Annotated in this window: 12 protein-coding genes, 1 tRNA gene and 1 pseudogene; 7 read left to right on the top strand and 7 right to left on the bottom strand. The window is 45.2% G+C overall.

Going from position 1 to position 11,782, the window contains the following annotated elements:
- Window positions 1-199, bottom strand: a pseudogene (locus LC574_RS07490) (DNA starvation/stationary phase protection protein Dps); the annotation flags it as partial.
- Between the two features lie 116 nt (window positions 200-315).
- Window positions 316-1,368, bottom strand: a complete 1,053-nt coding sequence (locus LC574_RS07485) for an aldo/keto reductase (protein WP_229452455.1) — start codon at window positions 1,366-1,368, stop codon at window positions 316-318.
- A 311-nt stretch (window positions 1,369-1,679) separates the two neighbouring features.
- Here LC574_RS07485 and LC574_RS07480 point away from each other — a divergent pair, with 311 nt between their 5' ends.
- On the top strand, window positions 1,680-2,516 hold the full coding sequence (locus LC574_RS07480; RefSeq protein ID WP_229452453.1) for an SWIM zinc finger family protein: 837 nt from the start codon (window positions 1,680-1,682) through the stop codon (window positions 2,514-2,516).
- A gap of 52 nt (window positions 2,517-2,568) precedes the next feature.
- On the opposite strand, the gene LC574_RS07475 is transcribed toward LC574_RS07480, so the two are convergent.
- From LC574_RS07475 to psbD, 5 genes are all read right to left on the bottom strand, one after another.
- On the bottom strand, window positions 2,569-4,956 hold the full coding sequence (locus LC574_RS07475) for a hypothetical protein (RefSeq protein ID WP_229452451.1): 2,388 nt from the start codon (window positions 4,954-4,956) through the stop codon (window positions 2,569-2,571).
- 141 nt (window positions 4,957-5,097) lie between these two features.
- Window positions 5,098-5,247 (bottom strand): hypothetical protein, encoded by a 150-nt coding sequence (locus tag LC574_RS07470; RefSeq protein ID WP_229452450.1) that lies wholly within the window; start codon window positions 5,245-5,247, stop codon window positions 5,098-5,100.
- A gap of 21 nt (window positions 5,248-5,268) precedes the next feature.
- Window positions 5,269-5,454, bottom strand: coding sequence for a PCP reductase family protein (locus tag LC574_RS07465; RefSeq protein ID WP_229452449.1), 186 nt, complete (start codon window positions 5,452-5,454; stop codon window positions 5,269-5,271).
- A 130-nt stretch (window positions 5,455-5,584) separates the two neighbouring features.
- A complete protein-coding gene (gene psbC, locus LC574_RS07460; protein ID WP_229452459.1) occupies window positions 5,585-6,994 on the bottom strand; it encodes a photosystem II reaction center protein CP43 in 1,410 nt (469 codons plus the stop codon).
- Window positions 6,960-8,015 carry a photosystem II D2 protein (photosystem q(a) protein) gene (psbD, locus tag LC574_RS07455; RefSeq protein ID WP_229452448.1) on the bottom strand — a complete coding sequence of 352 codons (1,056 nt, stop codon included), beginning with the start codon at window positions 8,013-8,015 and terminating at the stop codon, window positions 6,960-6,962. The genes psbC and psbD overlap by 35 nt, the downstream gene beginning before the upstream one ends.
- Window positions 8,016-8,214: 199 nt before the next feature.
- Between psbD and LC574_RS07450 the strand changes: the two genes are divergently transcribed.
- The 6 genes from LC574_RS07450 (at window position 8,215) to LC574_RS07425 (ending at window position 11,608) form a co-directional block, all read left to right on the top strand.
- Window positions 8,215-8,373 (top strand): hypothetical protein, encoded by a 159-nt coding sequence (locus tag LC574_RS07450; RefSeq protein WP_229452447.1) that lies wholly within the window; start codon window positions 8,215-8,217, stop codon window positions 8,371-8,373.
- Between the two features lie 30 nt (window positions 8,374-8,403).
- Window positions 8,404-8,676: a hypothetical protein gene (locus LC574_RS07445; protein ID WP_012410874.1), complete on the top strand. Its 273-nt coding sequence runs from the start codon at window positions 8,404-8,406 to the stop codon at window positions 8,674-8,676.
- A 13-nt stretch (window positions 8,677-8,689) separates the two neighbouring features.
- Window positions 8,690-9,367, top strand: a complete 678-nt coding sequence (locus tag LC574_RS07440) for an energy-coupling factor ABC transporter ATP-binding protein (protein ID WP_229452445.1) — start codon at window positions 8,690-8,692, stop codon at window positions 9,365-9,367.
- Window positions 9,368-9,641: 274 nt separating this feature from the next.
- Window positions 9,642-10,193, top strand: a complete 552-nt coding sequence (locus LC574_RS07435) for an NYN domain-containing protein (RefSeq protein WP_229452443.1) — start codon at window positions 9,642-9,644, stop codon at window positions 10,191-10,193.
- A 146-nt stretch (window positions 10,194-10,339) separates the two neighbouring features.
- Window positions 10,340-10,411 (top strand) — tRNA-Asn (locus LC574_RS07430).
- Between the two features lie 75 nt (window positions 10,412-10,486).
- Window positions 10,487-11,608, top strand: a complete 1,122-nt coding sequence (locus tag LC574_RS07425) for an aminotransferase class V-fold PLP-dependent enzyme (protein WP_229452457.1) — start codon at window positions 10,487-10,489, stop codon at window positions 11,606-11,608.
- Window positions 11,609-11,782: the final 174 nt, after the last annotated feature.

Below are 11,782 nucleotides of genomic sequence, written 5' to 3'. Positions count from 1 at the left end.
AACCATCGTATTTAACTAATAGGTGCAACTGGTAAAAGTCAGTTCCTTTAACATTCCAGTGCGCTTGCTTTGCTTGGGTTTTCAGATCAGAAGTAGCTGCCAAAGTTTGGTTGAGAATTACCACGATTTGCACTCGCGCTTCGGCGGGAATGTCAATGCGGGTAGGGTACAAACGTGATGTAATGCTGTTGTCGCTCATGATTCTACGTTGTTAATGCCTTTTATATCTAACTCTACACAATTGCAAGGCTTGGCGAAACTCTCTAACGATGGATTGTATTAATGCCTGAATATGTTACTGTTTATGACTATTAGTTAAATACGATGGTTTTCTATGGTATTGAATGTACCACCGAAAAGGCGATCGCGAATTACATCATTGTGCAAAAAGTCATGGGGAAAACCCAGTTCAATTTGACTCACTTCATTTAAACGTTGCAAATGTTCTGGCGAGAGGGTGATATCTAAAGAAGCTAAGTTATCTTGAAACTGCGTTAATTTACGTGCCCCAATTATCGGAATAATTACACCATTTTGAGCGTGTAACCAAGCTAATGCTACCTGTGAAGGTGTGTGTCCAATTTGAGTTGCAACTTCACTGACAACTTTAGCGATCGCTAAATTCCGTTCTGAAATATTTCCAAACGCTGGATTTACTAATCTTCCTTGTTCACTACTCTCTTGAGGAGGCTGATTATACTTACCTGTAAGCACACCACCACCTAAAGGCGACCACGGTGTTACTGCTAAATCGAAAGCTTTAGCCATCGGTAGCAAGTCACGTTCTGGTGTTCGTTGAATTAAACTATACTCAATTTGCAGGGCGATAAACTGCGTCCATCCTTGGTATTGGGCGATAGTATTTGCTTGGGAAACAATCCAAGCGGGTGTGTCAGAAATACCGATGTAAAGTACTTTACCTTGACGGACTACATCATCAAGCGATCGCAATACTTCTTCAATAGGTGTTGTGAAATCCCAAGCGTGTAACCAGAATAAATCAATGTAATCGGTATTGAGTCGTTTCAGGCTACCTTCTAAAGACTGAATTAAATTCTTGCGATGGTTTCCACTAGCGTTAGGATCGCCCTTTTTCTCATTCATCTGCAAGGGAAAGGAATATTTTGTCGCAACTACAAAGCGTTCCCGTTCTTTAGCAATCAACTCACCGACAATTTTTTCACTGCTACCATCGGTATAACCGTTGGCGGTGTCAATGAAATTTCCCCCTGCTTCTACATAGCTATCAAAGATTTTACGACTTTCGTCAACAGATGCACCCCAACCCCAATCTTCACCAAAGGTCATGGTTCCTAAGGAGAGTTCAGAGACTCTTAACCCACTTTTGCCCAAAAGTTTGTATCTCATGAATATTTTCTCATTAATGAAAAACTAAGTAAATACTAGGGCTATTTCGTTCTAGACATAAACCGCCCAGAACTGAAGTTCCTCTCTTATAGCCCAAGTCCACTTTAGTGGACTAAAAACCTTTCTTAGTCGTCTTAAGACGACTTTTGTTATTAGCCTCAGAATTTATTCTGAGGCGGGCTAGATGAGAATGAAATAGCCCTGGTTAAATAATCAGGCAAATAATTGATACATAAATCTACCAATTATACTGTATTCCTTTTAAATTCTGACTTCTGACTCCTGAGTGCTGAATTCTTTTGAATTAATTTATGACTAATTACACATTACAAGCAAGCCGAGAATGGTGGTCACAACAATGGCTAGATTTGCTAGATTCCTATCGTTTTAAAAAGCGTTTAGAACGTGCAAGAAACTATGCTCGTCAAGGAAATGTTCTCAGCATCGAATTTAAAGGTGCGAAAGTATTGGCTAGAGTGCAAGGTAGTGAAGTAGAACCTTATAAAGTTTCCCTTTCCCTTGAACCTTTTAGTGATGAACAGTGGGGTTATGTAATTGAAAGCATGTCTCACAAGGCAATTTTTGCTGCCAAATTACTAGCAGGAGAAATGCCACAGAATATAGAAGAAGTGTTCACAGCTAATGGTCTTTCGATATTTCCATTTACCCTTGCTGATGTCCAGAGTAAATGCTCTTGTCCTGATAAAGCAAATCCCTGTAAACACATTGGTGCCCTGTACTATCAGTTAGGCGATCGCTTCAGTGAAGACCCCTTTGTACTATTTCAATTGCGCGGACGCACCAAAGAGCAAATTATCAGCGATTTACGTCAATTGCGTAGTGCCAAGATTCAACATATTACCACACAAACGCCCGATATTCAACAGTCAATTCCTAATAACAAATACTCAGTAAAAATTGACTCTTTCTGGCAATATGATGAGCCACTAGAGTCATCATTGGTAGTAATTGCGCCGTCCACTAATGAGATGGTATTAGATGTATTAGGAGCAATCCCCCTTGCAAAGGAAGAGGAAAATGCAGTAAATTCAACTTCCAGTGATGTAGTAATGAAGTATTTAAATACAGTTTACAGAGATGTGAGCCAGAAGGCTTTTTTAGCAGCAATGAATGTGGGAGGAAGTTGATATTAATTCGTAATTCGTAATTATTTTTCGTGAGATTCTTGTAATTTTAATTTCAGACTAAAGTGCTGTAGGACAAAGAGTCATCTGCAAAGATAAAATTCTCAAAGCCCGTAGTAGAGAGTGTAATAACATTTTTATTGTTATTGAAGCTGATGTTAGCTGGGTTTAAGGCATTGCTCGAAATTACACCAGAAAAAGTGAGTTCAGAGCGATTGAAAGCACTCAGGTCTAAGGTATCAAAACCTTTTCCACCATCCACAGTCCCAGTACCAAACCCTTTGAAGTAGTCATTTCCAGTGCCTAGATCAATGTTGATACCGCCACCAATAGTAACTTTTTGTTGAACTTCATTGATAGTACTGGTGGTTGTAATTTTGTCATTGCCATCGCCAGTCTTGATAGTTCCTTTTCCATAAATGCCATAGGCAGCACCACCAATTGTTGCTGTAGCCTGTCCGGTAAGAATGTCACGACCATTCCCAGTATCAATTACTCCGTCGTTGGAGATGCCTATGACGATGAGGTTGTTGCCTCCTAAACCGTTGCCAGAACCAGTAATTGTATCGTTGCCCAACCCGGTATTAAGGATGCCAATGTTACTGATGCCTGTCCCTGCACCGCCACCGCCGCCAGCAGTGCCAGATCCAAAATCAAAATCAGAATCATCCGAGCCGTTGCCTCCACGACCCCCAATACCCTTGCCGATGATAGCGTCGTCGCCCGACCCAGCATTCAGATTGCCATTATTGCTGATGCCGATTCCAGCACCGCCTTTGCTGCCATTGATGTTCTTATTGATAGCACCATCACGGCCTTTACCGCCCTGACCAGTGCCGATGATAGTGTCATTCCCATGCCCTGCATTCAGATTGCCACTGTTACTAATACCTGTTCCATTACCACCATTACCCTTATCAACGTAAACGCTATTACTACCATTACCGCCCTGACCAGTGCCACTTATAGTGTCATTGCCATCCCCTGCATTCAGACTGCCATTTCCGTCTTCAGTATCCAGTTGCCCAGTGTTGCTGATACCTATCCCAAATCCGCCGTCGTCGCCGCCACGATTTTCACCACCAGTGCCGCCCTGACCAGTGCCAGCGATCGTGTCATTTCCGTCCCCTGCATTCAGTTTGCCACTGTTACTGATGCCTGTTCCAGTACCACCACCGCCGCCGTCGGGCGGATTGTTGCTTCTACGACCGCCAGTGCCATTGCCGATGATAGTGTCATTGCCCTGCCCTGTGGTGATGGTGGCACCTTTCATGTTCTGGATGCCGCTGGTATAGTCAGTATCACTAATTGTTGTGCTAGCAAGTCCCGTAAGGATGTCACAACCATTGCCAGTATCAATGACTCCATCGTTGGAGATGCCTATAACGATGAGGTTGGAGACTAAACTGTTGCCAGAACCAGTAATTGTGTCGTTGCCCTGCCCTGTGGTGATGGTGGCACCTTTCATGTTCTGGATGCCGCCAGTTCTTCCATAATTGCCGCCGAAGGTGGCAATACTAGTGCCAGTGCCTATGATCCTGTCTTCTCCGTCTCCGGTATCCAGTTGCCCACTGTTGCTGATGCCAGTTGCAGTATTGGCAGTATTGCTATTGAAAAAAAAGTCAAGAAAGCTGCCACCGCCTGTACCAGTGCCAGTGATTGTGTCATTTCCTGAGCCTGTATTGAGACTGCCATTATTGCTGATGCCAGTCCCTACACTGCCAAAACGGCTAACAAACCCGAAGCCGGGAATGCCGCCCATACCGATGCCGGCAATCGCGTCATTTCCGTCTCCGGTATCCAGTTGCCCAGTGTTGCTGATGCCAGTCGCATATCCACCCCTGCCGCCGCCAAAGCCATCAGCACCAGTGCCGCCCTGACCAGTGCCAGTGATAATGTCATTGCCCAACCCAGTATTCAGTTTGCCACTGTTGCTGATGCCAGTCCCAAATCCACCGTCGCCACCGGCGTATCGACCGCCCTCGTTTCCGCCGTTGCCGCCAGTGCCATTGCCGATGATAGTGTCATTGCCCAACCCAGTATTAAGGATGCTAATGTTGCTGATGCCTGTCCCTACACCGCCACTGCCGCCATTAGAGCCAGAATTGGTGGTGGGATAACTTCCTGCACCGTCGCCTCCACTACCCCCAATGCCCTTACTTATAATAGCGTCGTCGCCCGACCCAGCATTCAGATTGCCATTATTGCTGATGCCGATTCCAGCACCGCCTTCACTGCCATTGCCGTTCTTATCGATAACACCATCAGCCCCTTTACCGCCAGTGCCGTTGCCTTTAATGGTGTCCTTTCCTAAGCCTGTATCAATGAAACCTCTAGTTAAAATATCAATCCCAATTGCTGGAAATTTATTTAAATCTTCCCCAATTAAAGTGTCGGAACCAGCAGTGCCTGTGAAATTGGGTGGAACCGTAAGTCTAGGCATAATTAAAATCCTCTAAATTTAGATTAGTATGGTCAGTTCGCTCATTTGAATTGTCGCTTGGCTCTGCCTTTTGACGGCGATGACTACTTTTCTTCAACTCACTTATTAATCTATTATCTCTTTGTAATGTAATCTTTATGTTCAGGTAAAGGTCTTATAATTTCCAAATGTAGTGCGATCGTAAGCTAACTTTGCTGCCCGATGTCCCAAGTCTTTTAGAAGATTTTCAAACTGTTCCCAGCTAATGTTATAAAGCATTACTCGGTCTGCTCGATTTTTGGCGACTGTCATTGTTACGACCTCCAGAATGTTTTATTGTCCAAACTCAAGCCTAGCCTGTTCTACCAAATTAGCTGTCACAACCTCTTGACCTGCTTCACGAACCAGCTGTTCAATTCTGGCTTTAGCTTGAGAGCGGACAAAAAAGGGAATATTTTGTAATTTTTCTTTAGCTTCAGATGTCCATCGCAAAGCATCAATAAAATTAGAGTCGCTCATAGTATTAATTCCTTTGGTAAGTCGCTGAGTTTAATCAATAGATGACTAATTTTCCTATAAAAAAAGCCCTTGCTTTTACGCAAGAGCCTCTAAACTATTTAATTGTCAATGATGAAATAAACTTTACAACCTAATCTAGGTCGTCCATGAACATCACTGGCTCAGTATCACGGTTAATTCCTTTCTCAAAACCACCAGCCGCAGCCCGTGCGCGACCAGCGTGCCACAAGTGACCAACTAGGAAGAAGAATCCTAGTACGAAGTGAGAAGTCGCCAACCAAGCGCGAGGAGATACGTAGTTGAAGGAGTTAATTTCGGTAGCCACACCACCCACGGAGTTCAGAGAACCCAGAGGAGCATGGGTCATGTATTCAGCAGCGCGACGAGCTTGCCAAGGCTGAATATCATTCTTGATTTTTTCCAGGTCAAGACCATTGGGACCACGTAGAGGCTCCAACCAAGGGCCACGGAAATCCCAGAAGCGCATGGTTTCACCACCGAAGATGATTTCACCAGTTGGAGAGCGCATTAGGTATTTACCCAATCCTGTGGGGCCTTGGGCAGAACCGACGTTAGCACCCAAGCGTTGGTCACGAATCAAGAAGGTCAAAGCCTGGGCTTGAGAAGCTTCTGGACCGGTAGGACCAAAGAATTCGCTGGGGTAAACGGTGTTGTTAAACCAAACAAAAATCGAGGCAATGAAGCCCATCAACGACAGAGCGCCCAAGCTGTAGGAGAGGTAAGCTTCACCAGACCAGATGGATGCACGACGTGACCAAGCAAAAGGCTTGGTAAGAATGTGGAAAATACCGCCAGCAATACAGATAAAGGCAACCCAGATGTGACCACCAACCACATCTTCTAAGTTATCGACGCTGACAATCCAGCCTTCGCCACCGAAGGGAGACTTGATTACATAACCGAAGATAACTGCTGGGTTCAGTGTCGGATTGGTAATAATCCGAACATCACCACCACCGGGTGCCCAGGTGTCATATAACCCACCAAAGAACATTGCCTTTGCCACTAACAGCAGCGCACCGCATCCTAAAATAATCAGGTGGAACCCGATGATGTTGGTCATCTTGTTCTTGTCTTTCCAGTCGTAACCAAAGAAGGAAGAGTATTCTTCTAAGGTTTCTGGCCCACGGACGGCATGATAGATACCGCCAAAGCCAAGGACGGCTGAGGAAATTAGGTGGAGTACACCGACAACAAAGTAGGGGAAGGTGTCGATAACTTCACCACCAGCACCAACACCCCAACCTTGGGTAGCAAGGTGAGGTAACAGGATCAAGCCCTGCTCGTACATGGGCTTTTCAGGAACGAAGTGAGCGACTTCAAACAAAGTCATCGCTCCAGCCCAGAATACAATCAAACCAGCATGGGCAACGTGAGCACCCAGTAGTTTGCCAGATAGATTGATTAAACGTGCGTTACCAGACCACCAGGCAAAGCCAGTAGATTCTTGGTCGCGTCCAGTGCCGCCTAATATATTTGGTCTATTAGAGAGCGTTACCGCGAGGTAGAACTTCCTCAGGGAATACAAATTGTTCGTGGGGTTGATCTTGAGGAGCCATCCAAGCGCGGATACCCTCATTCAGCAAAATGTTTTTGGTATAGAAGGTTTCAAACTCCGGGTCTTCCGCCGCCCGTAATTCTTGGGAGACGAAATCATAAGCCCGCAGGTTGAGTGCCAAACCGACGATGCCGACGGCGCTCATCCACAAGCCTGTGACTGGCACGAACAACATGAAGAAGTGCAACCAGCGCTTGTTTGAGAAGGCAATACCGAAAATCTGTGACCAGAAACGGTTTGCCGTCACCATTGAGTAGGTTTCTTCAGATTGGGTTGGATTGAAGGCGCGGAAGGTGTTAGCTCCTTCACCGTCTTCAAACAAGGTATTTTCCACTGTGGCTCCGTGAATGGCGCACAACAAAGCACCACCCAATACACCAGCAACACCCATCATGTGGAAGGGGTTGAGTGTCCAGTTGTGGAACCCTTGCAGGAATAGTAGGAACCGGAAAATAGCAGCTACGCCAAAGCTGGGTGCAAAGAACCACGACGATTGTCCCAAGGGGTACATCAGGAATACGCTGACGAATACCGCAATGGGAGCGGAGAAGGCGAGGGCGTTATAAGGACGGATACCTACTAGACGGGCAATTTCAAATTGGCGCAACATGAAGCCAATCAAACCGAAGGCTCCGTGCAGGGCCACGAATGGCCACAAACCACCCAATTGGAACCAACGGGTGAGGTTGCCTTGGGCTTCTGGCCCCCACAACAGCAGAAGTGAGTGTCCCATGCTGTCGGCGGGGGTGGATACTGCCACTGTTAGGAAGTTACAGCCTTCTAGGTAGGAGGAGGCTAACCCGTGAGTGTACCAAGAGGTGACGAAGGTGGTGCCGGTCAGCCAACCGCCTAGTGCTAGGAAGGCGCAGGGGAACAATAGTATCCCTGACCAACCTACGAATACGAAGCGATCGCGCTTGAGCCAGTCGTCTAATACGTCAAACCACCCTCTACTGGGGGCGCGTCCAACTGCGATGGTCATTAGAGCAAATCTCCAAATGTTTATAAGTACAGGTTGTATCTGTATTATAGATGGCTATATAAAAGCCTTCCATAAGCAGAAAGTTAACCGGGTTCTTAACCAAGTTTACAATTTTTTACACACCTTTAATCATATTAGGTGTAAATTGCTAATTTTTCTAGGGGTTTTGTAATAAAAATTAATTTTTTATGCAGATGAGGTGGGGAGTGGGGAGATAAGGGAGATAAGGGAGATGAAGAGAAATAACCAATGCCCAATGCCCAATGCCCAATGCCCCATGCCCATGCCCAATGCCCCATGCCCATGCCCAATCCCCAATCCCCATTTCCCTAGAATCAGTCAGCTGACGCTAAAATGAGTCCTACAGTTAAAGAAAGATTATTGCTAAATGTTTACCATCGATTTAAGCATCAGAAACACTGCTTTCCCTATTTCTGTACAACGTAAGTCAGCAGAGGATGCTGAGGCTGTCTATCAACTAATTTTGGCAGCAATACGCTCTGGTAACCCTGACATTGTGGAACTCAAGTGCGAGGGCAAGACAGAGAAAAAAATTGCTGTCCGCGCTAGTGAAATTTCTGGGGTACAGATTGTTCAGAAAGATGGTACAACCCCTGGTGGTGGTAGACCACCTGGCTTTTTCGCTGTAGCTGCTGAGTAACCAAGGTTGACAAATGGCTCAAGTGAGCATTGAGGTCAAGGATTTAAATTTCAGTTGGCCTAATGGAGAGAAAGTTATCAAATCTTGCTCTTTAGAAGTACCCAAGGGCGAGTTTTGGATGCTCTTAGGTACAAATGGCAGTGGGAAATCAACGTTACTTAGACTGCTGGCGGGACTATTAGCTCCTGAGTCTGGGGAAATTCGGGTTTTGCACCCAGTTGGCTTTGTCTTCCAAAATCCGGATCATCAACTGGTGATGCCAACGGTTGGTGCTGATGTGGCTTTTGGATTGGTGGAAGAAAAGTTACCACCTGCTGCCACTAGAGCAAGGGTTGAGGAGGCGCTAGGAGCGGTGAATTTGCTTACTCTCCTACGACGCCCTATTTATGCACTCTCTGGGGGACAGAAACAGCGAGTAGCGATCGCTGGTGCGATCGCCCGTCGCTGTGAAGTCTTATTATTAGATGAACCCACTGCCTTACTAGATCCAGATAGCCAGTTGGATTTAGTTGCTGGTGTGCGCCGCCTTGTCAAAAGTCGAGGTATTACAGCGCTTTGGGTGACACATCGATTAGACGAGTTAAATTACTGTGACGGTGCTTTCTTGCTTAAAAAAGGCTCTCTGGTAGATAGGGGTGAACCTCAACGCCTCAAACAACGTCTAATGGAGGTACACAGCGAAGCCTCTTAATTTAGTGCTGAGTGCTGTTAGCGGATAACTATGGTTTAGCCCGTGCTGAGTGCTGAGTAAAGTAAAAAGTACTCAGGCTTTCATACCTGTATATGCTCCACCCTTTATTAGGTGGTCTTTTAACTCAGCACTCTTCATTTTCACCACTATTGAAAAAGAACTGCAACGCGCCTTATTTTTTATTCTGTGTAGCATAGTGTTACAGACTATGCATCAATTATTATAAAACTTATGAATGAATTTTGTTAACTCTAGAAAATTGTGATCAAAAACCATGCCCCGTTCCTTACTCCAAGCCGTTTTGTTAGTAGACGGCTACAATATGATTGGCGCTTGGCCTTGCCTTAAAAAAACGCGTGATAGTGTTGGACTAGAGGCAGCACGGGGTGAACTTGTGGAAGCGATGACTGGTTATAGTGCGTTTCAAGGTTATGCAACTCAAATAGTTTTTGATGCCCAATATCAGAACTCCTCTAGCAATAAAGAAACAATTACTGAGCTTTTATCAGTTTATTACACTGATTTTGGACAGACAGCTGATACTTATATTGAAAAATCCTGTGCGTCTATGCGCCAGCAAATAGCCCAATCTTTGATTTCTCGTGTAATTGTTGCTACATCAGATCGGGCACAGCAGTTGATGATACAAGGGTATGGGGCTGAATGGTTATCGGCACAACAACTCTGTGGGGAAGTAGAAGCTACCGTCTGTCGGATGCGACAGAAGTATCATACGCGCAAACAATCTAAGAGTAGGTTTTTAGCTAATGCCATTGATGCTAAGGCGCGGCAGCGTCTGGCTGAATTACGAATGGGATTACAGTAGATATTAATATTCAAAAGTCTCTGCTTAAGTTCCTGAATGAGTTTTCGTTGCAAAAATTCTATATATAAATTAAGTATTTAAAAAAATCTTGGCGAAAGTACTTGCCAAATCCTATTTTTAGCCCTAAGATTATAAATCGTGAGTGATCCTCAGTAGCTCAGTGGTAGAGCGATCGACTGTTAATCGATTGGTCGCTGGTTCGAATCCGGCCTGGGGAGTTTAGCAATTTTGGATTTTAAATTTTGGATTCTAGATTATCCGTCAGAAATTTATGGTCGCTTGACTCGGCTGTAATGTTTCTGAATCATGGGTCTTTTGGTGCTTGTCCTAAACAAGTGCTGGAGTTTCAACAAAGACTGCGATTGCAGCTAGAAAAAGAACCTTTACGCTTTTTTGGTAGGGAATGGGAACCCCTGCTAGACGATGCCAGAAATAAGCTGGCGGTGTTTGTAGGTGCTGATGTGCAAGATTTAGTATTTGTCCCCAATGCGACGACTGGCGTTAATTCGGTGTTGAGGTCGCTGACGTTTTCACCAGAGGACGAGATACTCACAACCAACCACGAATATAATGCTTGCCGCAATGCACTTGATTTTGTTGCCAGTCGCACTAGTGCGCAGGTGGTAGTAGCAAAAATTCCTTTCCCCATTGACTCCCCACAGCAAGTAGTGGCAGCAGTAATTGAGCGAGTTTCACCAAAAACACGATTAGCACTTTTAGATCATGTTACCAGTCAGACAGGGCTAATTTTCCCGATTCAAGACTTGGTGAAGGAGTTGCAACAACGGGGTGTAGATACATTGGTAGATGGTGCCCATGCGCCTGGAATGATTCTCCTCGATTTGCGAGAGATTGGCGCAACTTATTACACCGGGAATTGTCATAAATGGCTGTGTGCGCCCAAAGGGGCAGCATTTTTGTATGTGCGACGAGATAAACAGTTAGAAATTCGTCCTCTGACAATTAGCCACGGAACAAATTCGCCACGGACTGATAAAACCCGCTTTCAGTTGGAATTTGACTGGACAGGTACAGACGATTATACGGCTTATATGTCTGTACCAGAAGCGATCGCTTTTATGGGTTCGTTGCTACCTGGTGGGTGGACAGAATTGAGACAGCAAAATCATCAGCTAGTGTTGCAGGGAAGACAGCTACTTTGTGAAGCGCTGGAAGTGCAGCCGTCTTGTCCAGAGGAGATGATTGGTTCAATGGCGGTTGTGCCATTGCCTACGACTTTAGAAAACCGCAATTTTATGTCTATACATGATGAGTTGTTTGATAAGTTTGGTATTCAAGTGCAGGTGATGCCGTGGCTGGAAAAACCTCGGCTGTTGGTAAGGATTTCGGCGCAGATTTACAATACTTTAGAGCAGTATGAGTATTTGGCAAAGGTGTTAAAGGGGTTGCTCTGAGATTAATCTAGTTTGAAGAAACTGGCGGTACAAGTACCCAATGCCCAATGCCCAATGCCCAATCCCCCATTAAGTAATGACTACAATGGAATTTGTTGGGTGCTATCGGGTTTGGGCAGGATTGGGAAATGATGCTGACAGAAAAATTTGAGCTATTAAGAGCTTTATTTCTAG

The organism is Nostoc sp. CHAB 5715 (assembly GCF_020829685.1).
Classification (GTDB): Bacteria; Cyanobacteriota; Cyanobacteriia; order Cyanobacteriales; family Nostocaceae; genus Nostoc.
Note: the sequence above shows the minus strand (reverse complement) of the source record. Positions and strands in the feature narration are given on the sequence as shown.

What these genes read in the sequence shown, in the direction of transcription:
- LC574_RS07485 (WP_229452455.1), bottom strand. Translation starts at nt 1,368, where the DNA reads ATGAGATACAAACTTTTGGGCAAAAGTGGGTTAAGAGTCTCTGAACTC.
- LC574_RS07480 (WP_229452453.1), top strand. Translation starts at nt 1,680, where the DNA reads ATGACTAATTACACATTACAAGCAAGCCGAGAATGGTGGTCACAACAA.
- LC574_RS07475 (WP_229452451.1), bottom strand. Translation starts at nt 4,956, where the DNA reads ATGCCTAGACTTACGGTTCCACCCAATTTCACAGGCACTGCTGGTTCC.
- LC574_RS07470 (WP_229452450.1), bottom strand. Translation starts at nt 5,247, where the DNA reads ATGACAGTCGCCAAAAATCGAGCAGACCGAGTAATGCTTTATAACATT.
- LC574_RS07465 (WP_229452449.1), bottom strand. Translation starts at nt 5,454, where the DNA reads ATGAGCGACTCTAATTTTATTGATGCTTTGCGATGGACATCTGAAGCT.
- psbD (WP_229452448.1), bottom strand. Translation starts at nt 8,015, where the DNA reads ATGACCATCGCAGTTGGACGCGCCCCCAGTAGAGGGTGGTTTGACGTA.
- LC574_RS07445 (WP_012410874.1), top strand. Translation starts at nt 8,404, where the DNA reads ATGTTTACCATCGATTTAAGCATCAGAAACACTGCTTTCCCTATTTCT.
- LC574_RS07440 (WP_229452445.1), top strand. Translation starts at nt 8,690, where the DNA reads ATGGCTCAAGTGAGCATTGAGGTCAAGGATTTAAATTTCAGTTGGCCT.
- LC574_RS07435 (WP_229452443.1), top strand. Translation starts at nt 9,642, where the DNA reads ATGCCCCGTTCCTTACTCCAAGCCGTTTTGTTAGTAGACGGCTACAAT.
- LC574_RS07425 (WP_229452457.1), top strand. Translation starts at nt 10,487, where the DNA reads ATGTTTCTGAATCATGGGTCTTTTGGTGCTTGTCCTAAACAAGTGCTG.